This window comes from Candidatus Methylacidithermus pantelleriae, from assembly GCF_905250085.1.
Classification (GTDB): domain Bacteria; phylum Verrucomicrobiota; class Verrucomicrobiia; order Methylacidiphilales; family Methylacidiphilaceae; genus Methylacidithermus; species Methylacidithermus pantelleriae.
The window spans coordinates 1-22229 of record NZ_CAJNOB010000018.1 but is presented as its reverse complement, the minus strand read 5'-3'; the positions used below and the strand labels follow the sequence as shown (position 1 = coordinate 22229).

22 protein-coding genes are annotated in these 22229 nt (G+C 55.3%); 14 read left to right on the top strand and 8 right to left on the bottom strand.

The annotated features are described in order from the left end of the window. Window positions 1–72: 72 nt before the first annotated feature. The 8 genes from KK925_RS05760 to KK925_RS11265 all read left to right on the top strand — a co-directional run bounded on the left by KK925_RS05760 (window position 73) and on the right by KK925_RS11265 (window position 5938). Window positions 73–285, top strand: coding sequence for a hypothetical protein (locus KK925_RS05760; protein ID WP_214096341.1), 213 nt, complete (start codon window positions 73–75; stop codon window positions 283–285). Between the two features lie 359 nt (window positions 286–644). Next, window positions 645–893, top strand: coding sequence for a hypothetical protein (locus KK925_RS05755; protein WP_174583283.1), 249 nt, complete (start codon window positions 645–647; stop codon window positions 891–893). Next, entirely contained in the window at window positions 860–1894 is a 1035-nt protein-coding gene (locus KK925_RS05750; RefSeq protein WP_174583282.1) for an acetyl-CoA carboxylase carboxyltransferase subunit alpha, read from the top strand. The genes KK925_RS05755 and KK925_RS05750 overlap by 34 nt, the downstream gene beginning before the upstream one ends. Window positions 1895–1933: 39 nt before the next feature. Next, window positions 1934–2401, top strand: coding sequence for a 6,7-dimethyl-8-ribityllumazine synthase (gene ribH / locus KK925_RS05745; RefSeq protein WP_236027867.1), 468 nt, complete (start codon window positions 1934–1936; stop codon window positions 2399–2401). 12 nt (window positions 2402–2413) lie between these two features. Next, on the top strand, window positions 2414–2860 hold the full coding sequence (gene nusB / locus KK925_RS05740) for a transcription antitermination factor NusB (RefSeq protein ID WP_174583281.1): 447 nt from the start codon (window positions 2414–2416) through the stop codon (window positions 2858–2860). A gap of 726 nt (window positions 2861–3586) precedes the next feature. After that, window positions 3587–4441: a signal recognition particle-docking protein FtsY gene (locus tag KK925_RS05735; protein WP_174583280.1), complete on the top strand. Its 855-nt coding sequence runs from the start codon at window positions 3587–3589 to the stop codon at window positions 4439–4441. Window positions 4442–4451: 10 nt separating this feature from the next. After that, on the top strand, window positions 4452–5474 hold the full coding sequence (gene ribD / locus KK925_RS05730) for a bifunctional diaminohydroxyphosphoribosylaminopyrimidine deaminase/5-amino-6-(5-phosphoribosylamino)uracil reductase RibD (RefSeq protein ID WP_214096340.1): 1023 nt from the start codon (window positions 4452–4454) through the stop codon (window positions 5472–5474). Between the two features lie 338 nt (window positions 5475–5812). Next, window positions 5813–5938 carry a hypothetical protein gene (locus KK925_RS11265; protein WP_268905632.1) on the top strand — a complete coding sequence of 42 codons (126 nt, stop codon included), beginning with the start codon at window positions 5813–5815 and terminating at the stop codon, window positions 5936–5938. A 93-nt stretch (window positions 5939–6031) separates the two neighbouring features. Here the strand turns inward: KK925_RS11265 and KK925_RS05725 are convergent, their stop codons facing one another. After that, window positions 6032–6274, bottom strand: a complete 243-nt coding sequence (locus KK925_RS05725; RefSeq protein WP_174583278.1) for a hypothetical protein — start codon at window positions 6272–6274, stop codon at window positions 6032–6034. A gap of 762 nt (window positions 6275–7036) precedes the next feature. On the opposite strand from KK925_RS05725, the gene KK925_RS05720 reads away from it, so the two are divergent. Further along, complete coding sequence (locus KK925_RS05720) at window positions 7037–7609, top strand: phosphoribosyltransferase (RefSeq protein ID WP_174583277.1); 573 nt, start codon at window positions 7037–7039, stop codon at window positions 7607–7609. Here KK925_RS05720 and lnt read toward each other — a convergent pair. Beyond that, the gene (lnt, locus tag KK925_RS05715; RefSeq protein ID WP_174583276.1) at window positions 7513–9132 is read right to left on the bottom strand and encodes an apolipoprotein N-acyltransferase; all 1620 of its coding nucleotides are present in this window, start codon (window positions 9130–9132) and stop codon (window positions 7513–7515) included. The two genes, KK925_RS05720 and lnt, sit on opposite strands and share 97 nt — an antisense overlap. Window positions 9133–9245: 113 nt before the next feature. Here lnt and KK925_RS05710 point away from each other — a divergent pair, with 113 nt between their 5' ends. Both KK925_RS05710 and KK925_RS05705 read left to right on the top strand, forming a co-directional pair. After that, complete coding sequence (locus tag KK925_RS05710) at window positions 9246–10757, top strand: peptidylprolyl isomerase (RefSeq protein WP_174583275.1); 1512 nt, start codon at window positions 9246–9248, stop codon at window positions 10755–10757. An 83-nt stretch (window positions 10758–10840) separates the two neighbouring features. Beyond that, window positions 10841–10999, top strand: a complete 159-nt coding sequence (locus KK925_RS05705) for a hypothetical protein (protein ID WP_174583274.1) — start codon at window positions 10841–10843, stop codon at window positions 10997–10999. Window positions 11000–11197: 198 nt separating this feature from the next. Here KK925_RS05705 and KK925_RS05700 read toward each other — a convergent pair whose 3' ends face one another. Then, a complete protein-coding gene (locus KK925_RS05700) occupies window positions 11198–12652 on the bottom strand; it encodes an NADP-dependent isocitrate dehydrogenase (protein WP_174583273.1) in 1455 nt (484 codons plus the stop codon). Between the two features lie 353 nt (window positions 12653–13005). Here KK925_RS05700 and KK925_RS05695 point away from each other — a divergent pair, with 353 nt between their 5' ends. Continuing rightward, window positions 13006–14175: a nucleoside-diphosphate kinase gene (locus tag KK925_RS05695; RefSeq protein WP_174583272.1), complete on the top strand. Its 1170-nt coding sequence runs from the start codon at window positions 13006–13008 to the stop codon at window positions 14173–14175. A gap of 77 nt (window positions 14176–14252) precedes the next feature. Next, entirely contained in the window at window positions 14253–15419 is a 1167-nt protein-coding gene (locus KK925_RS05690) for a pyridoxal phosphate-dependent aminotransferase (RefSeq protein WP_174583271.1), read from the top strand. Here KK925_RS05690 and KK925_RS05685 read toward each other — a convergent pair. The 3 genes from KK925_RS05685 to KK925_RS05675 form a co-directional block, all read right to left on the bottom strand. Further along, window positions 15416–15739: a hypothetical protein gene (locus KK925_RS05685; protein WP_214096339.1), complete on the bottom strand. Its 324-nt coding sequence runs from the start codon at window positions 15737–15739 to the stop codon at window positions 15416–15418. The genes KK925_RS05690 and KK925_RS05685 overlap by 4 nt on opposite strands. Window positions 15740–16342: 603 nt before the next feature. After that, entirely contained in the window at window positions 16343–16501 is a 159-nt protein-coding gene (locus tag KK925_RS05680; RefSeq protein ID WP_174583269.1) for a hypothetical protein, read from the bottom strand. A gap of 446 nt (window positions 16502–16947) precedes the next feature. Beyond that, window positions 16948–18720 (bottom strand): ammonium transporter, encoded by a 1773-nt coding sequence (locus tag KK925_RS05675; protein WP_174583268.1) that lies wholly within the window; start codon window positions 18718–18720, stop codon window positions 16948–16950. A gap of 478 nt (window positions 18721–19198) precedes the next feature. Between KK925_RS05675 and KK925_RS05670 the strand changes: the two genes are divergently transcribed. Further along, entirely contained in the window at window positions 19199–19387 is a 189-nt protein-coding gene (locus KK925_RS05670) for a hypothetical protein (RefSeq protein ID WP_174583267.1), read from the top strand. Window positions 19388–19864: 477 nt separating this feature from the next. Here KK925_RS05670 and KK925_RS05665 read toward each other — a convergent pair whose 3' ends face one another. Together KK925_RS05665 and KK925_RS05660 are read right to left on the bottom strand one after the other, a co-directional pair. After that, the gene (locus KK925_RS05665; protein WP_214096338.1) at window positions 19865–21205 is read right to left on the bottom strand and encodes a putative Na+/H+ antiporter; all 1341 of its coding nucleotides are present in this window, start codon (window positions 21203–21205) and stop codon (window positions 19865–19867) included. 514 nt (window positions 21206–21719) lie between these two features. Further along, on the bottom strand, window positions 21720–22229 hold a 510-nt coding region (locus KK925_RS05660), incomplete at its 5' end, for a hypothetical protein (RefSeq protein WP_214096337.1).

Here is a 22229-nt window from a genome sequence, read left to right as displayed (position 1 = left end):
AGAGGCCAAAGCGATTTTCGCTGATGCGTGCAAAAAGATCGCCCGAGCTTTGCGCCGAATCGGGCAAGGCGCTTGGGATGGAACGATGGGATCTTCGCAAGAGAAGGGCTCGAGCTCGAGTCGCTGGGTCCTGTTCGGGCTCGCTCGCTTTCTTCCTTCACCTATGCTAGGAAGATCGCGATTGCTCGAAGTCGGCTTTTTTTTGCTGCCGGAGTCGAGGTGATCGAAGTCGACCCGGCCTGCGCACCTGGGATCGGGCGCGGTCAACCATACCGCCCGTCATAGCACGCGTTTTTACCGGGCACGGCCTCCTGCCGTCGTCGCCCGGAGAGGATTGAGTCTCTCCGAACGCCCATCTCTGCCACAGGCAGTCGTGCCTACTTTGCAACGGCGGTCATGTGACCTTTGCCCTACCCGCAAGCAATCGGACGAAGGAGGGAGGGTGGTTTCTAGGGCGGTGGTTTGGAAGAGACCCAAAGTGGCGTATGGAGCGCGTGCCCAGTCGGGAGGAAATCGATTGCCCGCCTCTGTCCCCGAAAAGGCAGGCCTGAGCGCTACCTCAGTTTTACTGGTAAAACCCAAGCACGCGAATGGTCGAGAGCCCTGTTCGGCCGGCGTCCGGGACGCTCCTCCATGGGAGGGGAATGGTTGTCTTGGTTGTGGGAACCGCCAAAGCTTTCTGGCTTACGGGAAGAGTGGGATTTCTTTTGGTCGCTACGGCCATTGCCATGGGGGGGGTTGTAACGCGGGGACCTAGGTTGGCGGAACGTGCTTGGTCAGGGACAAGTCGAGGCGAGGACCCGGTGATGGGGGGTTTACAATTGCCTGGGAGGGCAACGTATGATTTTCTTTTTTGGGTATGGCAGTCACAGGATGGAATCGAACACCGGTAAGGATTCCATCGGAACTCACGCTTCTGGAGTTTGAGAAGCCGATTGCAGAACTAGAAGCAAAGCTCCGGGAGCTTAAGGAACGGTGTCGTGCCACCGGGGCGGATTTGACCCAGGAAATCGCTCAACTCCAGGCAAAAATCGAGCAAACGCAGCGAGAAATCGCTTCCGGTCTGACCCCGTGGCAACGAGTTCTTCTTGCGCGGCATCCTCAGCGTCCTTATTTTTTGGATTTTCTTAGCCTTATTGCAGAGGATTTCCTGGAGCTTCATGGGGATCGTCTCTACGGGGAGGATCGAGCAATCGTTACCGGCCTTGCCAAGCTCCTCGGCCGAGGGGTGGTTGTGATCGGTCAACAGAAGGGACGGGACCTTAAGGAAAACCTTTTACGAAACTTTGGGAGCGCTCACCCGGAGGGATATCGCAAGGCGCTGCGCATGATGAAGTTAGCGGAACGTTTTCGCCTGCCGATCCTCTCCTTCGTGGACACTCCTGGTGCTTACCCAGGAATTGGGGCCGAGGAACGCCATATTGCCCAGGCCATCGCGGTCAATCTTCGGGAGATGTTTCTTTTGGAGGTACCGATTGTGGCTACTATCCTTTCGGAAGGGGGAAGTGGAGGAGCCTTAGGCATCGCGGTAGCCGATCGGGTCCTTATGCTCGAAAATGCCTACTATTCCGTCATCTCTCCGGAGGGATGTGCGGCGATCCTCTGGAGAGACCGGGGCTATGCTTCTCAGGCTGCAGAGGCACTCAAATTGACAGCAAGGGATCTGAAAGAGATGGGGGTTGTGGACCGGATCGTTCCCGAGCCTTTAGGGGGTGCTCATCGGGATTGGGAGGGTGCTGCTCGACTTCTGGAAGAAGCACTGGGACAGGAGCTTTCTTCTTTGGAAGAAAAACCCGTGGACCAGCTTTTGCAGGAACGTTACGAACGTTTTCGTCGTTATGGTGTTTTTATAGAGGATAAAGCGACATTTCCATCCGAGCAATCGTTGGCATAGAAAACAAAGTACAACCGCCAAAATCCTCCCTTTGGGCTTGTGCTGGCTGGAACGACTCAGACATATTCCTTTGCCATCGTAGGGAGCCGTTTTAATTTTCCTTACTCGGATGCCCTGGTGACATCGGCCCAAAAAGGGCTGGAAGGACACCGGGTCGTGGTGGTTCGAGTTCCTGGGGCCTTCGAAATCCCACTCCAGGTGCAAAAATTGGCCAAAACAGGCCGGTTCCACGTGGTTATTGCTCTGGGAGTTGTTTGGCAGGGGGAGACGCCTCACGCGGCTGAGATTTTGCGGGCGTGTACGGATGCGCTTATGCGGATCGCTCTTGAAACAGGTGTTCCGGTGGTCCACGAGGTTCTCTATGTCCGTACCGAGAAAGAGGCACACGATCGGACAATGGGCGAGCTTAACCGAGGACTAGAGGCCGCTCGAACCGCCTTGGAGCTGGCCGCTCTTGAAGAAATTCACGGGAAAGTCGAACTTCCCCAACGTTTCCCGTTGGAGTAGCGTAGGGAAGGTATGTCCCTTCGACATCGAGCTCGCGAATGTGCAGTCCAGCTTCTCTACCAGTGGGAGGTACAAAAAGGTGAGGATGTGGATCTTCTTTTCCAAAGGTTCTGGAAGATAAAGCCGGCGCCGGAGGAGGTCCGGGTTTTTGCGGAAGAGTGTGTGCGTGGGGTCATTTCTCAGCAGAAAACGATCGACGAGGCAATCCAGGAGGTCTGTTCCCAGTGGGAAATGGAACGCTTAGCGGCGGTGGACCGGGCTATCCTCCGGCTGGGAACGTATGAGCTGCTCTTCCGTGAAGATATCCCTCCGAAAGTCGCGCTGGATGAGGCCGTCCGGATCGCTCGGCACTATAGCACCGCTCAGTCCGGTGCGTTTGTGAACGGTGTCCTTGATGCGATTGCCAAGCGGCATGGCCGGTTTCCCAATCATCCCACCGAAAGCGCGATGGTTCAATAGAATGCATGAGGAAACAGTTTGGATGGAAAGGGCTTGAGCTTCGACAAAGGATGAGGGAGGAGGTCGAAGGACGCGCATTGGGATGAGCCAGGGTCCAAGTCCGCTTTGTAGGTCGGCTGTACGTTTCGGGTGAGAGACACTCCAGGTGAAATATTTTGAGGAAAAGAGCCGTCGCCCCGGGGGTTGGCGTAAGAATCGGAAAGGTTTTGATCTTGTGCCAGGGGAAATAGAGTGAGTCGCCTGGGTTCGCAAAGGCAGGGCCTCCTAAGGGAAAAAAGTTTTCCCCTCCGTGGGGGCATCCGGCGCCCCAAGGTGGGTGGGCCAAGCCACAGGGGTGGCAAAAACAAGTGCTCCCAATAGGCAGGGCCTACGAAGGAAAAGAAAACCTTCTTTTTCCAGTAACGGCCGGCTGATCAATCCTCTCTGCTGGTTCCGGCGGTTGTTGGGGGGTCTCGGGCCGGTCGCCATTCGGTCGTTGGGGGGTTGGCGCGAATGCTTTTTTTCTTTCGTTCTCCCACTGATAGAAGGCATTCCCAACAGAGCGTTTGAGCTAGCAGTCGCGGGCAGGAGGCGGTCTTTCCTTGCTCAACAAAGGCCTGGCCTACGGCGACGGTGGGAAGAACTATCGTCGGCGGATGGGAGAGGATTGGGGGCTTATGGAAAAAGCGTGTGGCTTTGGGACAGCGAAGGGACCGTGGTAAAATGGTTTACCTTCGGTAGGAAAAAATGAGTTTTTGGCGTCAGCTGTGGGAAAAATTTGCTCCTAGGTCGGACCAGGAGGAGATCGATTGGGAAGCGTTACTGTGGGAGGCGGACCTGGGGGAAGATCTTGTGAGGAGTCTCTGCCGCGGTTTGGAGCGCCGGGGTCTTCAGCGAAAAAGAGAGGAGGCCCGGCGCTGGATTGAAGCGGAATTAAAAAGGATCCTTTGCGACCCTCCCTCCAGCGTAAAGAAAGGGGTGGGGGCCAAGCCCAAAGTGGTGCTTCTGGTGGGAGTGAACGGGAGTGGAAAGACCACGACAGCAGCAAAACTTGCGTTTCGGGCGATACAAGAAAACCAGCGCCCTTGGCTGATTGCAGCGGATACGTTCCGTGCTGGTGCTCAAGAACAGTTGTCCCAATGGGCCCGGCGGCTAGGGGTTGGGCTCACCGAGGGAACTTATGGGGCAGATCCGGCCAGTGTCGCGTATCGAGGTGTGGGAGAGGCGAGGGTGGCTCAAGCCGATCTTGCCATTGTTGATACAGCGGGACGACTGGTAAAGAAGCGGCATTTGATGGAGGAACTTGCAAAGGTCAAGCGTGTGCTGGGAAAAACCGTTCCTGGAGCGCCCCACGAGATTTGGCTGGTTTGCGATGCTACTTCGGGCCTCGATGTGCTGCTTCAGGCAAAGGAGTTCCACCAGGCTCTGGGGCTTACGGGACTTATCATGACTAAGCTAGATACTTCGGGAAAAGGAGGGATGATTGCAGCGGTCCGCCACTCGTTGGGTATCTCGCCGGTCTTTTTGGGCACTGGAGAGAAGCCTCAAGATCTCCAGCCCTGGGATCCCGAACGGTATGTGCGAGAATTTTTCGGAGAATGATTACCGCTGGATGCGTCGCGCGTTAGCGCTGGCCAGGCGTGGATTGGGACAAGCCAGTCCAAACCCCTGTGTCGGAGCGGTTCTGGTTCGAGATGGGGAACTATTGGGCCAGGGTTTTCACCGCAGGGCGGGGGAGGCTCATGCAGAAGTGGAAGCTCTCCGGGACGCGCAGCGGAAAGGAAAGAAGGTTTGGGGAGCCACCCTTTATGTCACTCTGGAACCTTGTTGTACTTACGGGAGAACTCCCCCTTGCACGGACGCGATTGTGGAAGCTGGGATCGAACGGGTCGTGGTTGGATGCCAGGATCCCAACCCGAGACACCAGGGAAGGGGATTGGCGATTTTGCGTGAGGCAGGAATCCGAGTGGATTGCGGGCTGCTTTGCGAAGAAAACGCATGGCTTAACCGCGGGTTTTTTCGCTGGATTCAGGAAAAGCGACCGTGGGTTATTGCAAAACTGGCGCTCAGCTTGGATGGGAAAATTGCTACTTGGACGGGGGATTCCCGGTGGCTCACCGGTATTCGGGCAAGGAGATGGGCTCACCGGCTGCGGGCAGAATGCGATGCCATCCTCATCGGTGCTGAAACCGCGAGGAAGGATAACCCTTCGCTCACCGTCCGATGGGTACCGGAAGCCAAGGCTCGATGCCCGTTGCGAGTTGTGGTAACCCGCTCCGGCAGGCTTTCGCCGAAACTCAAGCTCTTCAAAGACCCGTACAAGGAAAAGACGATGGTCTTTCAGGGATATCCTCTCCGGGAGGTGCTCCAGGAATTGGGAAGCCGTGGGATAACTCGTCTTTTAGTAGAGGGGGGTGCAGCTCTTGTCCAGAGTGCGTTTCGGGAAGGACTGGTCGACGAAGTAGCGTTTTTTCTGGCCCCTGTTGTCGTTGGGACGGAGCGGGAGGGCGGCGTAGGGGTAAAAAGCGATCCGATCTGGCTAAAAGACGCGCGGTTTCTAAAACTGGGTGAGGACGTTTTTTGTACGGGCGTGCTTTCCCCCATTCCTATGCCGATAGACCCGGTCGAACCGTAAGAAAAAGGAAATTTTCGCCGAAAGAACCGTAAAGAGCCCGTGATCGGGATCGCAGGAGGTCGTGCCCAGTGCCGGCATAAGGCTAGTTTACAAGACCCCTTGGTCTAACGGCGGTCTTAACAATCCGGGGATCGGTTCCCGTGGCATTTTCGTCGTTGCGCGGCTGAAGATCACCGGTTTGGCGCGGCAAACGATTTGTTTCTTGGACCCTCAGGCGGCCAGGCCCGCAAGCCGAATACCTGTAGCGTGTGTCACCTGGGTTGACGTTCTCCACGCCGATATGAACTGCCTTTTGCTTTGTAGTGGACAAAAGGCTCAAGCTTTCGGCATACCCAACGATGCAGGCTAGTGTGCAGGCGTTTCCTGACGTGGATCCCGTGGCGCATGGGTGTCCATTCCTCCGTCACGGGTTGTGGGGAGCGATTCGGATAGGCTTGGTGACGATGACCTTGCTCGTTTGGTGATGGATGCGCGTGACGCGCCGCACTTTTTTTGCGAGAGATCTGCCGGAGTTTCGATTGGGCATTGTGGCTGCTATGGGGCCAGAGATGCTGGTGTCAGGCAAGGGGAGGGGGCGGGCGCTCGCACCGATACTCCTCGCTGCCGAAGACCTTGCCGGTTCCTATGGTGGCGGCTGCCTTTTTGCCCGCATCGATACTCGACACGGGCTCGGTTCCAGGAACTCGCTTTTTGCCCCATTCGACGACAAGGTTGACGTGGGAGTGCCCGTTACCAAACGCAATGGGAGGAGGGCGAGGTCGTGTTCGCCCCTGGCGCATGGCGAGCAGAAGAGCACCCACAAAAGCGTATGGAGCCAGGCGACTTGACCTTGGATGCTCAAAGTGCGCTTGTTAGGACGCACCCTCGTATGGTCCAAGCAGTTTAGCTGGGACCGGTTCGGTCTTTGCTTGTGCGCCCGAGCGCCTTTTACGCCTTTGTAACCCTTGCCAACAGTGAAGATGGATTTCCAAGCCCTCTGGCTGCCCCGTGGATTCTCGGCTCAAGATGGAGCGAAATGGTTTGCTTCGTCGTGACCTCCAACCGGATCCTTGCCGTGCGCATCATGGCTCACTCGCTTTTGTTGATGTGGTGGGCCCAATCAATGTAGCGGCAATGGTCCTGCCACTCCCGTTGCCCGCCGTCGGCCCAAGGTGCCCGCTCGAGAACCTGTTTGCGAGCGCGGGGAAACGGTCAAAAGAGAGGGCGCATCATGACGCCATGAGGCGATTCTTGACCCCTTTCGGCTACGGGGATAGCCCGAACATTACCGGTAACCAGTAGAGCGGTCAATGGGAGGGGGGTCAATTTCGTTGACGATCATCGGCTAGTTTCTTCGGCGTTCATCGTATCCAAGAGGGGTTCCCGTTTCTTCGAGGCCTCGTTTCCGTCAACACATTACGCGGGTAGATCGGACGCTCAATCAGGCGGTAGGCGATTGAGAAGACACAATTATGGCTTGTGACAATACTGGCGATGGGTCAAAGGATACACACGATGAGTTTGCTTCGCCCAACGGCTGTTGCTTTCCCGATTGGGGTCGCGGGTTTCCTTGGGGAGGTTCTATGAAACTAGGGGAATTTCTTTTGGATAGCTCAACCATCCAGAGGCGAGTTGCGGAGCTCGCCAAGGAGATAGGGGCGTATTACGGAAAGGAGCTTCCTACGATCATTGGTCTATTGGATGGAGGGCTCTTTTTTGTTGTGGATCTCGTCCGGCAGTTGGGGAGCGACGTGCGAGTGATCTGTTGGCGGTTGCGAAGCTACGTGGGAACGTCCTCATCGGGGAGAGTCTGTGGGCTAGAGGTTTGTCAGGACGATCTCCGGGGCCAGCGGGTGCTTTTGGTGGATGACATTTTGGACACAGGCCGGACGTTAGAAAGCGCCTCTCGAAGAGCCTGGGAGCTGGGTGCCACCGAGGTGGAACTGTGCGTACTGGTTCGCAAAGCTTCTTCTTCTGGCCTTTCTTGCCAGCCTCGATGGATAGGATTTGAGATTCCCGATGTGTTTGTGGTGGGGTATGGGATGGACTATTGCGGGCGTTATCGAACGCTTCCTTCCCTGTGGGCTCTGAGCCCTGCAGAGGAAAGGATCCAGGCGGCCGAGAGGACCACGATCCAGTCCCCCAGGTGTAGATAGAGGGTCTTTCTGGGGGTATGCCAGCTAACTCGGGCGGCCAGAAAACCTTCGATTGCTAGCGACTTACCCTGGGAGTCACGGAGCATTTCCCGGATGGTTCCATCCTGATTGACCCAGGCGGTAATCCCGGTATTGGCACACTGGAAGAGGACTCGATCGCACTCCACGGCCCGAAAAATGGCATTAGCCAGGTGTTGCCACGCCCCGGGTGACTGGTGAAACCATCCGTCGTTGGTCAGGTTCACAAAAAAGTCAGGTCCCAGAAGGGCTACGGATCGAACATAGGAAGGAAGCGTATCTTCGAAACAGATAAGGGGAGCTAGACGAACCTGGTAGGGCGAAAGAGGGAAAATGGAGGGTGTTTGTCCGGGCGTAAAATCGATCGTGTAGGGGACTAGTTGACGAAGAAACGGAAAAACATTGCCCAGGGGGATGTATTCTCCAAACATGACCAGATGATTCTTCCGATAACGCCAGAAGGTTGGTTGAGACGGGGGAGCCAGGAGAAAGGCCGAGTTGTATACTTTGCCTCCATCGACTTCTACGGATCCCAGGAGAAAGAAACCTTGGTTGCTTTCCCAGACCCTTTGAACACCGCTCCAAAGCCCGTTCGCTTGGACCAGGGGATTTCCAATTGGGGTTTCCGGCCAGATAAGAAGATCTGGCTTGGGATGAGCTGAGAGCGCTTTTTGTGTGACTGCGAGCATTTTCGCAAATGCTTGGTCTTCAGGAAACGGCCGATCCACGACTTGTGGAATGTTGGGTTGGATGGCAAGAAGGGTGATCGTTTTCTCGGGTCCTTTCGGCAAGGCATCTTTCCACCAAGCCCCATAAAGCCAGAGGCTTCCCCAGAGGCAAAGAAGACCCCCTAGCTTTACCCAAAGGATCGAGTGGGGGAGAGATACGCCCTTTCGCCATCGGGAACTTAAGACAACGGCGGCCAGAGCGTTGGTAAAAACAAGCAGCCAGGAAAGCAAAAGAACCCCTCCCAGGCTTGCACCCTGGCGAAGATGAAGGAAGGGATAGAGAGCCGATCCAAGCCAATTCCAGGGGAACCCTGTCAACATCCAGCCTCGGATCCACTCCAAAACGACCCACAGGCTAGCGAGCTCGCCCGCAGTCATCCAAAGGGAACCCAGATCGGGCTCCTGCAAGGACCGACCCAAGGAGCGAACAGCAGCCCATCCAAAAAAAGCTGGATAGAGCGACAGATACAGGACCAGAGCCAAGGTCCCGGCTACGGTCACATGTCCAATCCACCAGAGGGTACCACCGAAGAAGATCAGGCCTAATCCATATCCCGAAGCCCAACATGCACGGGCTTTGCCGGCAAAGAGAGAAACGGCTACAAGGTAAGGGATGAGACAAACCCAGCTGAGCCAGGTGAAGGAAAACGGAGGAAAAGAAAGGACCAAAAGGAAGCCGGAGAGAAAGCTTGCACTCCAAAGGATGACAAGCGCAGGATTTTTCCTGTTTTGGATTCTCGCCAAGAGGTCCTTTGGAAGAAATTTGGTTACCTGCATGACGTTTCTATCTTGTGATCCTTAGGGCGTGCGTGTGAAGCCGGGAGGAGGGACCGAAGCGTTGGGTTGACCCGACCGGTTTCAAGCGTCCGGACTGCCCATCCATCGAAACGATGCTCAAAGAATTCGTCCAACTTTTTCGTAACCGGCCCTCTCTTTCACTGGCGGTTTTTGTCGCCATTGGACTTTCCTTTCTTTTTTTCTTTAATCTCCCGTCCTTGGTGCATTTGCGGGAGGCTTCCGTGGGAAAGATTGAAGGTCGGGCGGTAAGCGCTGAAGAATTCCGCCTTTCTGAGCAGGCGGTCTCTTTAGCCATGGCCATGAATCCGGATCTGGCCCAACGAAGCGTACCTACAGAACTGGTTCGTGTGATGGCCTGGAACCGCCTGATTTTTTTAACAAAAGCCAAAACGTGGAAAGACAAAGTCACGGATGAAGAGGTGGTCCAGTTTATCCAGCATCTGCCCATCTTCCAAAACGGAGGCCGTTACGATCCGGAACTTTACCAGAAGTTTGTTTCCCAATTTTTAGCGTCTCGGGGCATCCGAGCGGAAAGGTTTGAAGAGATCGTCCGCGAGGAGCTTTTGATTCGTCACGTGCAAGAGGCGATTCTATCCCCTGTCAGTGTGGACCCCAAGGAAACGAAAGAAATTCTTGCGATGCTCTTTGCCCCGGTGAGCCTCGAAGTCGTTCGCTTTTCCTTGGAAGAACGTGCCTCTCAGCTGCAAGTGACCCAGGCAGAAGCGGAGGAAGAGTATCGCAATCACCAGGAGGACCCGGAATTTCAAGAGCCCGAGCGGCGAGAGGTGGCAATCTTGTGGTTTAGGGCTAAGCCTTCGGGAAAAGAGCCCAGTGGGGAGACCGAACAAAAGGCGGGAGAAGAAGCAAGCCGTTTTGCCAGTGAACTTACTGGTAGGGAAAAGGAAGTGCTCCAGGAAGCTGCTCGAAAGGGAATCCCGATTCAGCGAGTGGGTCCATTTTCCCTCCAGGATAACCCCCAAGAAATTCCTGGAGGCCAAGTCGTCCAGCGGGTGGCTTTCGAACTTTCTTCCGAATCGCCGCTAAGTGATCCTGTGGCCATCCAAGGTAACGGTTATGCACTTGTCTACCTGCTTAAGGTGACCCCGTCGCGCCGGAAACCCTTTGAAGAAGTGGCTTCGTTAGCGCGTGAAAAAGCACGGCGTCGCAAGGCGCTTCGAGCTCTCATGGAAGAAGGGGATCGACTATCCAACCAGCTGCAGAAAGCCGTTTCCCAAGGAGAAAGTTTTTCGTCAGCTGCTCAAAGGCTAGGGCTCCGGGTTCAAGAACTGACGGATTTTTCCCCGGCAGAGCCGGACCCGTCCCTACCTGATGGTCCAGCGCTGGCCACGATCGTTCGACACCTTCCGGTGGGTCGTGTGAGTCGGTGGGAAGCTACCTCTCTTGGAGGGGTGATTGTGCTGGTGCGGGAGCGACATCCTGAGCGAATCGCGCATCGGGAGGAACTTGAGTCAGAGGTCCGAAAGCAGGTACTTGAGCTTCGGCAGGAAGCTGTTCTTGAAGAGTGGCTACGTAGTGAATATCAAAAGAAAGGCACCATCCTTCCCTCTTTCCTTCGCAAGGGTGCTGCGACGGCTGGGAGCTAGCCGATCGATCCTTTTTCTCGAGGGAGATGCAAGCGGAAGAAAGACTCCTGACCCGGTTTGGGATGGAGAAAAAGTTCCCTAGGATGCAACATCCGACGGGGAGCCAGGCTTTTCGTTTCCTTCGTCCCGCGACCCCGAAAGCCTTCCAGCCCTTCTACGATCGGGTCGGTTGTGGGATCAACTATTCTGGGGACGAGGAGGCTGTGGGGAAAACCCCAAGGGGACTCTCACCGCTCCCTTAAGGAAATCGCTGGGAAGGAGGCCAAAGGGGACGGGCAAATAGGCCAACGCAGGACAAGCCAATGGCCAAAGGCTCCTCCCCTAGGAAAACAGCCCCTCTTGTTTCCTAAGATACAGGTGGACCGGTTAACCCAAGGGGGTGTCCGAACGGCGGCAAGCCTCGCTTCCGGACGCCAAGACAAGGCATGTACGCGGATGGCTCATTCTCCTTGCAGCTGGGAGTATCCGGGTTCGTTTCCGTAGCGGTAGAGCCATTGCACGCGTACAATTCCCAGCCCGGCTTCCATGCACTTTCGAGCCAGCTCAAGTCCTTTTTCCTGGGTAGGAGGAGTACCGCAGGATGCTCGCCACAAAAAGCGCGCTTGATAATTGTCGACACGTAGCGCCTGGGTTTGGCGGGTAGGCCAAACGACCAATCCACGGTTAGCCACACATTGAAGACTAAGCTCCGGTCCGGCAAGACTCTGTAATCGCTCGGCTAGGCTTTCAGGAGACGTGGGGCTATTTTCCAGGAAAAGATCGATCCCAACGAGCTCTTTGGGTTGTTCCTTTCGCAAGTAGGGAAAATCCGCCCTGGGTCGAGGGACCCCTTGCGGGTACCGGACCGGCCGGAGTAAGCTTTGGGGTTCTTGTCCCATGCGTCGGGCCACTTCCCTGGCAAATTCCTGCGTCCCGACGAGTTTTCGACTTTTACCTTCCCGGAAGATATCCCGGGTATGGATCCCCTCTTCCAGTGTTCTGAGCCAAGCGTTATGAGCCCGTTCGGCAGCCTCGGTTTGCCCGAGGTAAACCAGCATTTGAACAGCCGCCAAGAAAAGGCCAGATGGGTTGGCAACATCCTGTCCCGCCCGTCGGGGGGCAGAACCGTGAACAGCTTCAAACATTGCGTAAGAGGCCCCAATATTCGCGGACCCTGCTAGTCCGACCGACCCGGCCAGCTGGGCCATAATGTCGGAAAGAATATCTCCGTAAAGATTCGGAATGACGACGACATCAAATTCCTGGGGTCGGAAAGCGAGCTTGGCGGACCCGATGTCGACGATCCAATGTTCCTTTTGGATCGCCGGATACTCGGCAGCTACCTCCTCGAAGAGCCGGTGAAAAAGACCGTCCGTCATCTTAAGAATATTATCCTTTGTAAAACAGGTTACTTTTTTCCTGCCGTAAGCCTGGGCGTATTCAAAGGCGAAGCGGACAATACGCTCCGAACCGGGATGCGTAGCTAGTTTAATCGCCTCGTACTGGTCGATGCTTTGGCGATACTCGATCCCAGCGTAGAGATCCTCCTCGTTTTCCCGGATGATTACGATGTCCATGCCAGGATGAAGGGTTTCAATGACCGGATGGTAGGCAACGGCTGGGCGGATGTTGGCATAGAGCCCCAGGGCCTTGCGGATGGTAACATTGAGGCTTTTATACCCGCCCCCCTGAGGGGTGGTAATCGGGGCTTTGAGAAAGACCCGAGTCCGATGCAAAGATTCCCAGGCTCGTTCATCGATGCCGGAAGGGTAGCCAGCTTCATAGAGTTTCTGGCCGATTTCGATCGTCTCCATTTCTAGTTGGGCACCGGCTGCCTCAATCATGGTCAGGGTTGCGGACATGATTTCCGGACCGATGCCGTCTCCAAACGCCACGGTGATAGGGGTTCTGGCCATAGGCTTGCCGTCGGAAAAAAATCACGTTTCCGGCTTTTGTATAGGAGACCCAAGCCGAAGTCTAGCTTGCTTGGAATCGCCCGCGTCTCCTGGCGTTTTTGCTTTCCGGCTCCTAGCAGGCAAGAAAATCGCTCTAGGGGCACGCGCGGCATAGGAGACGCAAGAAGTCCCTGAGGGATCCTTCTATCGAAAGCTCAAACGGTGGCCTCTTTTGTCGCTTTGGGGTTAGGGTCCCTGAATTTTTGTAGGATTGCGGGGCGCTCCTCCAGAGTGATTCTCGATTGACGCTCTTTCGGCGGAAGCTTAGGGTTAGCCGTGTCGAACAATGAAGAAGATCGTTTGGTCAGCCCAAAATGAAAGAACTGAGCTACGTTATTATTAATCCTTATACCCTTTATAAGTCGCGTACCGGTGGGATTATTTCGAGGCTTCTTAGCCGGACAACTCTGGATCTGGTAGGTGCGATCATGTTTGCCCCCAGTCAGAGCCTGGCGGAGGAATATGCTGAGAGTATTGGAAGCAGGGGAGACATGGAAGACCGGGAGATTCAAGCCCTGATTCGACAATATGTCCGGGAACACTATGCTCCAGACCCGGTGACTGGGAGGCGGAATCGCTGCATGGTTCTTCTCTTGGAGGGAGAAGAGGCTGTTCGCAGAACCCGGGAAGCGGTCGGTCCCATCAAACGCCACAGCCTGCGAGGGGAGACGATCCGTGATACGTATGGCGATCTCATTTATAACCGGGATGGTTCGGTACGATACTTCGAGCCCGCCGTTTTGGCTCCCCCCACGGTGGAGGAAGCCGCTGCTCAGCTTCGCATCCTAGCACGCTATGCCGACGAAGATGCAGGGATGGTTTCCCAGGTAGTGCCGACTTTTGGGCAGCCCGGGCATGAACGTACGGTCGTCATTATTAAACCGGATAATTTTCGATTTCCTAGTGCTCGTCCCGGTAACGTGATCGACATGTTTTCACGCACCGGTTTGGCGATCACCGGGATCAAAGTGCACCGGATGAGCGTAGCGGAGGCAGAAGAATTCTACGCCCCAGTGCGGGAGGTGTTACGGGAAAGACTACAGGCTCCTACCGGTCAAAAGGTTCGGCAACTGGCCGAATCTGCCTTGGGGATTCAAATTCCCCCTGAGCTCGAAAAGGAATTGGGTCGGCTTTTGGGTCCGCTGGTAGGGGAAAACCAATTTGAATCGATCGTCCGGTTTATGACTGGACTTGACCCCAAGAGCTGTTCGCCTACAGAGCGAACCCGACCCGGAACCGAAAAATGCATCGTCCTTGTGTATGAAGGGCTGGAAGCCATTCGGAAAGTCCGGGAGGTGCTCGGTCCAACCGATCCCGCGAAAGCTCCGCCCGGTTCGATCCGCCGGGAATTCGGGCAGAACATCATGGTCAATGCTGCGCATGCGTCTGATTCCGTTCAGAGCGCCGAGCGGGAGCTAAAGATTGTGCGGATTTGGGAAAATGATTTCAAAAACCTCATCGCTCAATACTATGCTGGGTCATAGGGCGGAGGTCGACTTTTTCCCGGAAAAGCTTCGGGCCCAGCCCACGTAAGCATAAGAAATTAAGGAAGGGAATTTTCATGGAACTCGCACGACGTGTTCGTCATCTTTCGCCGTCGCTGACCCTGGCTTTGGATAGCAAAGCGAAGGCCATGCGGGCCCAGGGCGTGGATATAGTGAATTTTGCCTCCGGCGAACCGGACTTTGACACTCCGGAACACATTAAGGCTGCCGCCATGGGGGCGCTCGACGCGGGCTTTACCAAGTATACACCACCTGGGGGAATTCCAGAGTTACGGCGGGCTATCAGCGAAAAGCTTAAAGCCGATAATGGCCTTGACTATTCACCCGAGCAAATCGTGGTAACGGCTGGTGCAAAACAAGCATGCCTCAATGTTCTTCTTGCGGTGGTTGAGCCCGAGGACGAGGTCATCATTCCCTCGCCGTACTGGGTAAGCTATCCTGAGATGGTCAAACTGGCCGGAGGCGAGCCCGTGCTTGTGCCTACCCGCCGGGAAAACGGGTATAAAATCACTCCTGAGGAGTTTGCCGACCATATGACTCCTCGGACAAGACTCATCATCCTGAATAGCCCCCATAATCCTACGGGAAGCCTTTACTCGGAGAAGGAGTTGCAGGCATTAGCCCAGCTTGCAGCCGAGGAAGAAATCTTGATTCTCTCCGACGAAATCTATGAAAAGCTCGTGTATGACGGAAGAAAAGCTCCCAGCGTGGCGGCCTTGGGTTCTCTCTTCTACGAACTTTGCTTTACGGTCAATGGTTTCAGTAAGGCTTACGCCATGACCGGGTGGAGGTTGGGGTACGTGGCTGCGCCCCGGTGGGCTGCGGAAGCGATCGAATCCATCCAGAGTCATACCAGCTCCCACGCGACGTCCTTTGCGCAGAGGGGGGCTTTGGCTGCCTATAAAGGACCCCAGGATTGTGTCGCCGAAATGGTGGCAGAGTTGGATCGGCGGCGTCAGAGGATGATGCAGTGGCTCAATAAAATGGACGGACTTACCTACGTACCTCCCCATGGTGCTTTTTACATTTTTGCCGACATCACCGCTCTTGGGTTGGATTCGCGAAGCTTTTGTGAGCAACTCTTAGAGAGGGAACACGTTGTAGCTGTGCCGGGGATTGTGTTTGGAGAAGATTCTAGCGTTCGCCTCTCCTACGCTACCACTTTGGAGGAGATCGATCGAGGAATGGAACGAGTGGCCCGTTTCGTGGCCTCGCTCCACTAGATCGTTTCCCGGTAAGAGGGGGCGAGGGAATTCCAAATGTTTTCCCAGTATCTCCGGAGGGATTGTTCTAGACCCCGCAACTGTTGTCCCATCTGGCGAGCATGCTCCTGCCATATTTCTTCGGTGTCTCGAAGTGCGTGTTCCCATTCTTTTTGAAAATCCCGGAGATGCTGCGAGAGTTCTTGAGGAAGGGAAGGACCAAGAGACCGGTCCTGAGATGGTAATTCCTTGCCTTGTGGGCAGGCTTTCCGCAGGACGGCGGCCCATTGCCGAGCCAAGGATCTTGCCCACGCCTCGGACCATTCTTGCAGCGGACGCAATGCATCCTGGTCCTGGCTATAGCCATTGTTAGGCTGGACGAAGCCGAGTGCTAAGATTGCAAAAAGAACACACCAAGAGAAGGGGCACGCGCGCATCTTCAGTAAGAAATGGTGTGTCTTGCCAGATAAAAAGCAACCCAAAGTTGCATTTCTATTGACTCAAGAAAAATGAAACCAGAGTACCCCTAGGTCATGGCGATGGGTGCCCAGGCTTCGGAAGGAGGTGCTTGGGGAAGTGTCCGAACGTTATGGTCAACAGGGGAGGCAAGCAAGGGGTAAGGGAGCTCAGGAAGTTGTGGGAGGAGTAAGACGATTGGCACGAGGGTGCGGTCACATTTTTGAATGGTCAACAGGCAAAGAAGATTGGGGAAAGAACAAAACGCCAGGTGCGTCGCGTAAGCAAGAACCAGGGGAACCAGGCTAGGGTCTTTTTTGGTGACAGCCGTTTTTGGCTAGCCGGGGTTTGTGAATCCATTGGCTCTCCGCCTATCCCGAGCTTTAGAAGAGGTTGCCCACTTTCTTTGGTCCTTCCGTTAAGAGGCTCTGGTCAGGGGGTGAGCATCGACAGTCGCAACCGTTTCCCAAATACGGTAGATAACTTTTTTACTCCCGGGAGGGATAGACCATCACGGCGACCAACCAGTGGGGGACGGTTCGGATGCCGGAGTTTCGCCGGGGAAAGCCCAGGTAGCGCGCCCCATCCTCGTGTTTCCGGGGGCAGAGCCGCACGTACGTAACAAACGGTTGCCGCTCATCGCGCATGCGCCGAAAACGGCACCTTGGATCGGATGTTACCTTTTGACCACAACGACCCTACATGCTTCGCCCCGTTTCCTTCCAGATAAGAAAAAGGGGCAGAGCCTAGGCCGCGTCCTAGTTGGGGACGGATGGCGTGGCGATCGTTGGGGTTGCACGGGCCCATTTCCGCAATTGGGTACGCGATCCATTTCCGGCACTTCAGGGTCGGCGTCACAAAAGGCCGATTTGCCCACTAGAATCGCCTTGGCTTAGGCAAAGGACGAGAAGCTCCTGGGTGGGTGGGACGCAAAGTAGTAGCTCAAAAAGCTCAAAAGGACTTTCCCTACGAAAGGGAGTTCCTGTATCGATGCATCGCGCATCGAAAGCTACTCAGCGAAAAGGCCCGGTCAGCTTTTTTGCTGACCGGGCCGTTCGTGCGCCACTGCCGGAGGATGGGTAACACTATGCTCTTAGGGGACAGCAGAGGGGATTGCGGATGGTTCTACCTTTGGAGAACTTCTGTCGATCACCTGGTAATCCGGATAGGCTTCGGCACCCATCTCGGGCACGTCGAGTCCGGAGACCTCGGCCTCTGGCTTCGATCGCATTGGTATGATCCGATCGGAAAGCTTGAACCACACGAAGGAGAGGGCCCCCACTGCGACAAAACAAGTTAACGCACCAATGCATTCAGCAAAAAACTGCCCAGCATCCGCATAGGAAGCGCCAAACAAGGGTCCCAGAAGGCCTGTGACACCTTGGTCGGTCCATCCCTGAGCCACTAGCTCATTGTATTTTTTGACCGTTTCTGCCGACCCATCATTAATGATGACTTGCAGGGCTCCATTTTTGAAAAGCTTGTGTACTCCTGCCCAGCCGGCTCCATAGCTACCGTTGGCGAATAATCCGAGACTCAGCACTCCCCAGGCACCGCAGGTACCATGAACCGAGACAGCCCCGACAGGGTCATCGACCTTCAGTACCCGTTCCACGAAAAACACGCTAGCAACGACCAAAACCCCGGCTATGGCCCCAAGGAGAACAGCGCCCTGGGCGTTAACGAATGCGCAAGGGGCAGTGATAGCAACAAGACCCGCAAGCATCCCGTTACACATCATGGATGGGTCGGGCTTTCCAAACCAAATCCACATGACGAGAGCAGCGGCGACGGCGCCGGCGGCGGATGCAAGCATGGTGTTGGTAGCAATAACTGCCACGCGCAGATCGGTTCCTGCCAAGGTAGATCCTGGATTAAATCCGAACCACCCAAAGGCCAGGATGAAGGTCCCGAGCATGGCAAAAGGAATATTGTGTCCAGGAATGGGACGAGGTTTGCCGTCGGATCCAAATTTTCCCAATCTCGGTCCGAGTAGCCAAGCTCCCACTAGAGCGATCACTCCTCCGCATTCGTGGACCACAGAGGACCCCGCAAAGTCCACATGCCCGTGCCCAAGACCAAAGTTCATGCCGAGCTGGCTTAGCCAACCACCTCCCCAAACCCAGTTGCCAAAGAGGGCGTAGGGAATCATTCCCACCCAAAAGCCGTAGATGAAAAAGTTCTTAAAGTTCCATCGTTCGGCCATGGCCCCCGTGGGTATCGTTGCGGCGGTGTCCATGAAGACCATTTGGAAAAGGAACAGGGCGAAAACGGCGGTGTCGAAGACGGAAGGATTGAGAAAGAACCCTTTGGTACCAAAAAGCCCAAATGGCTTGCCGAAGAGGTTGACGGTAAACTCACCATTCAACAGAGAAAGCCCCTGTCCTAGGGTGGGCTGCCAGCCGATGGGTACCGGCCCGTTCCAGTAGCCTCCGAACATAAGGCCAAAACCCAAAATCCAGAAGCCCAACATACCCAGCGAGTAGACGAGAAAATTCATGCTCATGGTATGGGCAGCATTCTTGGCTCGCGTGAACCCCACCTCTACGAGGGCAAATCCCGCCTGCATGAACATGACCAGATAGCCTGTAATGAGCGTCCAGTTCGTGTTGACCGAGATTTTGTTATGGGCAACGTTCGCGACCAATTCTTCAAAGGTGGGTTTTTTGGGATCAGCTGGGATCGGCCAAGTAAGATCAATTGAGCTCCCTGCGTTTAGCCCAGGGGGATAGCCTACGGAGTCAGGTTGCGGCGTGGTTTGCCCCTGCTGTGCACGGGCTACTGCAGAGAAACCGGCTACAACCAACGTTATAGCCAAAAGCAAGCTCCACCACCGAAAGAGATCGGAAAACGTTCGTTTTCGCATACCGTATTACCTCCTCGTGTTCTTTTCATTCCCAAAGGAGGGCTGGGCGCACGACAAAAAGGCTAACCTTCTGTGTTGCCCCAAGACCCTCTCCTACCGCGAAAAGCACGAATCGTGCCATGCTCTGCTGCCCAAGTCCCTCCTTGGGGAAAGGGACCCTTTTGAGCTACCGAACCATTCCCCTGGCTGACCCTAGCCAAGGGGCAGCTAGGTCCAAGAGTTCGAGCGTTATCGGTACAACGTAGAGACGGCGGGCAATAGCCTTGAGTTCCGTTCCGTCTGCGGTTTGTCACCCCGGGCTTGCGCGTGGTCCTGAAAAAGTGTGCATCGTCCGGTGCCGTGGGGAGGAAGTTATCCTCAGGCGGAATGTATGCCTTCAGCCGGAAACACTCAGAGCGAGCGTTGGAGGTAGCGGCGGGAGTCCAAAAAAGGGGTAATGCGAGCCATCTGGCTTGTGCCAACGAAGGAGGATAGACCGATGTCTCCCGCGGAAGGAGAGCCGTACGCGCAGCGAGGAACGACCGGCATATTGGCCGAGGCAGGCGCGCCTTGGAAGATGTCGGAACGCGAGAAGCCCGTCTGGCTGGGAGTTTCGATTAGCCCCAACAAACGAAGCCAACTGCTGCCCTCAAAACAGGTCGGAGCGGAGCGGGAGGTAGCGGGATAGGTCCATAAAAAGGGATCGAAAAAAGGTGGGAGGAGGCAAGAGAGCGAGAATTGCCCAGGAAAGGCAGAAAAGGAGGGAGATGCGCGATGGCGTCAAGGACCGTCCTTGCGTGTTTGGAAGCTCCAGATAAAGCCAACGTATGGGAGGAACCCCTTTTTGGGCGAAACGTTGTCGAGAGGCTGACGGCAAAAAATGGATCAGTCCGATTGGTCGAGCAGGGGTCAAAAGCGACGATCGCCAGAGATACTGAGCCACTGCTAGTCAGGCACCACTGGGCTGCAAGGGGAAGCTTCCGTGATCGCTCTTTCCTTTCGGTCACACCGAGCAACCTTCCGAAGCTACCATCTGAGGAGTCTCTTCCCATCCGGCAAGACGTCGCTGGCCACCTCTTTGCCATCAGGTCGCCTTTTAGCCCTCCGGGCTGCCTTGGCCGGGGGGTTGTCATACCGACAGATGCTTGTAGCTAACCTTGTTTCGTCACAAGAGCATGAAGCAGGCTCCTGCCACTACGGTAGGAAAAGCGGCTGCTCCTAGTAGCCCGAGGGGAGAAACTCCGTCCGGAAAAAACCTCCGCAGCAAGGCTAGACCAATGGGATTCGGAGCGTTAGCGATCACCGTCAAACCCCCTCCCGTAACCGCCCCTGCAAGAACTGCCTGCTTCAAGTCTTCCGGGAGATTCGGAACTTGGGCTGCCAGGAAGGTCACCAGGGCGTTATCATTAAAACTGGTAAGAAATGTTGCCGTCAGCATGGCGGTCCACCGGTCAAGACCTTCCAAAAGTGGCCGGATCCACCATCCCTGAAGGCTGCCGTGAAGCGCAAGTCCTGCAAGGAAAAAGCCGACCATAAGGGGACGGCGCAGCGAGAGCGGGGCCTGATAGTGTCGGGTCGCCTCGGTAAAGGCAAGGAACAAAAGAAAGGCTCCACAGAAAAGGGGTGCCTCGTGAGACGTAACGATCGTCCAACCCAAGAGGCAGAGGTGAACCAGGGTGACCCAGGAAGGCACCGGATGGACAGGTTTGGGATGGGTGTGTTGAGCCGAAAGAACACGTTCTTTCCGTAAGCACTCAAGTCGAGCAAACTCTCTGGCAAAAATCAGAGCGTAACAAAAATTGGATACAACGATGGCAAGCAGCGCTTTATATCCGAACTTTCCCATCATATCTGTCAGGGTTAAGTTCCATCGGTGAGCAACCATAAGTACAGGAGGGGCCGCAAAGGGTGTCAACATTCCTCCAATCGACACATTCACAAAAAGAAGGCCTAAGGTCGCGTAGGCAAGCGCTGGCTTCGGCTGTAGTTCATAAACCTTGTGGGCCAAAAGCAACGAGGAAATCGTCATTGCGGCTGGCTCCGTTAAGAAAGATCCTAGAATGGGCCCAAAAGTTAGGATCAAAAACCACCAACCCCAAACGCTATCGTTAGCGAATCGTGCTATGAGCTCCAAAGACTTTTCGGCAAGACGGAGAAGCGGACGAGAGGAAGCTATCGTCATAATCACAACCACGAAGAGTGGTTCGGTGTAGTTAACTTCGTACGTCCAGTATCGCTTAGTAGCTTCCCATCCCTCCCAATAGACCATGACCCAGAAAAGTGGGATTGCCCAGATGCCAAAAACGGCCTCCACCTCCGCGGCGAATTCTAGGAGGCGCGCCGTTATTGACTCTGGATTGGGCCAAGCAACTGGATCTTTTCGGAGCTTTGAGCCGAGGCGTGCTTGATGTCGTTCGTCGATCCAGCGAGAGAGCCGGTGCACGGCTGGAGTGAGAAATGTGTGGACGACAGCTAAAAGAAAGAGAGCTGTCGCCCACGCGTGCATGGGCTTTGGTGTAACGCGCCCAGACGAGGACTCTTGAAGTCGAGGGGCTTGTGCACTTGTAAGAGGCGAGCCAGCCATGGCCCAAGCTTGGGCCGCCATCTCGATAGTGTCTGGAGTGTGGTAGTAGGGACCGTGAGAAGCCTCCCAAAAAGCCATGTGAGAAAACTTTGGCATAACCAAAAAAAGGGAGAGTATCGGGGAGAGGAAGAATGTCATTTCTTTGTTGCGATGAAAAAAATGCGTTTACTCAAAGGTGATAGAGTTTCCATGACAAACTCTGTGCGTGCCCATCGTGCAACGTTTTCTGAGGTGGATCCAGTTCCCATTTGATCGCGGCTTACCGCCTACATGCCGGGCGGATGTTCGGCGGATTCGAGTTGCCGGAAGCTCGCTTCTCCTAGCCTGCGTGAGCACTCTGGGGATGGGCAGGTACGCCGACACGACCTCTCTTCCATCTTCTGGCAGAACGGATCCGCGCAGGAGTAAACCGCCGGTGAGAATGGTCTTCTGGTCATCACCTGCAAACCTGGCGCAGGCCCTTTCTGGGGTGGCTAAAGACGATCAACTTTTCCGCGCTGGTTATGAGTGAGCCTTTCCGCTCTCCTCTCACACCGGTACCAACGGTACCATCTTGTAGGCTTTTGCGAGACGTTTCCCTCCGGCCTCTCCCTCGAATAACGTACCAAGCCGCTGGGGAGGGCACGGGAGCTTCTTTCTGCCATCGAGCATCCTTGCTTTTCGTATGCTTTCGTTTTCGGGCACCGGTTCTTGTTAGGCAACTCTTTTGCTCGGTCGCCATCACTGGCTCAAGCGCGATCATCCCAGCTTTCTTCAATCTTCCATAGTGCCTTTCGACGGCTGTCGTGCCACCCGCGGGGATCCCTATCCCCACGACTAGCCCTGTTTGGCCCCGGGGAGAAAAGGTTAGCCGCCGCACCGGAAGAAAGTGTGCTCGCTCCCGCACCGTTAGGACATCGTACGCAGATACCCATCCGACCAGGATCGGGAAAGTTGTGCCCTTCCA

Coding starts and splice junctions, on each gene's coding strand:
- KK925_RS05755 (WP_174583283.1), top strand. CDS start 645: ATGGTTGTCTTGGTTGTGGGAACCGCCAAAGCTTTCTGGCTTACGGGA.
- KK925_RS05750 (WP_174583282.1), top strand. CDS start 860: ATGGCAGTCACAGGATGGAATCGAACACCGGTAAGGATTCCATCGGAA.
- nusB (WP_174583281.1), top strand. CDS start 2,414: ATGTCCCTTCGACATCGAGCTCGCGAATGTGCAGTCCAGCTTCTCTAC.
- KK925_RS05735 (WP_174583280.1), top strand. CDS start 3,587: ATGAGTTTTTGGCGTCAGCTGTGGGAAAAATTTGCTCCTAGGTCGGAC.
- ribD (WP_214096340.1), top strand. CDS start 4,452: ATGCGTCGCGCGTTAGCGCTGGCCAGGCGTGGATTGGGACAAGCCAGT.
- KK925_RS11265 (WP_268905632.1), top strand. CDS start 5,813: ATGCAGGCTAGTGTGCAGGCGTTTCCTGACGTGGATCCCGTGGCGCAT.
- KK925_RS05720 (WP_174583277.1), top strand. CDS start 7,037: ATGAAACTAGGGGAATTTCTTTTGGATAGCTCAACCATCCAGAGGCGA.
- lnt (WP_174583276.1), bottom strand. CDS start 9,132: ATGCAGGTAACCAAATTTCTTCCAAAGGACCTCTTGGCGAGAATCCAA.
- KK925_RS05710 (WP_174583275.1), top strand. CDS start 9,246: ATGCTCAAAGAATTCGTCCAACTTTTTCGTAACCGGCCCTCTCTTTCA.
- KK925_RS05705 (WP_174583274.1), top strand. CDS start 10,841: ATGCAACATCCGACGGGGAGCCAGGCTTTTCGTTTCCTTCGTCCCGCG.
- KK925_RS05700 (WP_174583273.1), bottom strand. CDS start 12,652: ATGGCCAGAACCCCTATCACCGTGGCGTTTGGAGACGGCATCGGTCCG.
- KK925_RS05695 (WP_174583272.1), top strand. CDS start 13,006: ATGAAAGAACTGAGCTACGTTATTATTAATCCTTATACCCTTTATAAG.
- KK925_RS05690 (WP_174583271.1), top strand. CDS start 14,253: ATGGAACTCGCACGACGTGTTCGTCATCTTTCGCCGTCGCTGACCCTG.
- KK925_RS05680 (WP_174583269.1), bottom strand. CDS start 16,501: ATGCGCGATGAGCGGCAACCGTTTGTTACGTACGTGCGGCTCTGCCCC.
- KK925_RS05675 (WP_174583268.1), bottom strand. CDS start 18,720: ATGCGAAAACGAACGTTTTCCGATCTCTTTCGGTGGTGGAGCTTGCTT.
- KK925_RS05670 (WP_174583267.1), top strand. CDS start 19,199: ATGTCTCCCGCGGAAGGAGAGCCGTACGCGCAGCGAGGAACGACCGGC.
- KK925_RS05665 (WP_214096338.1), bottom strand. CDS start 21,205: ATGCACGCGTGGGCGACAGCTCTCTTTCTTTTAGCTGTCGTCCACACA.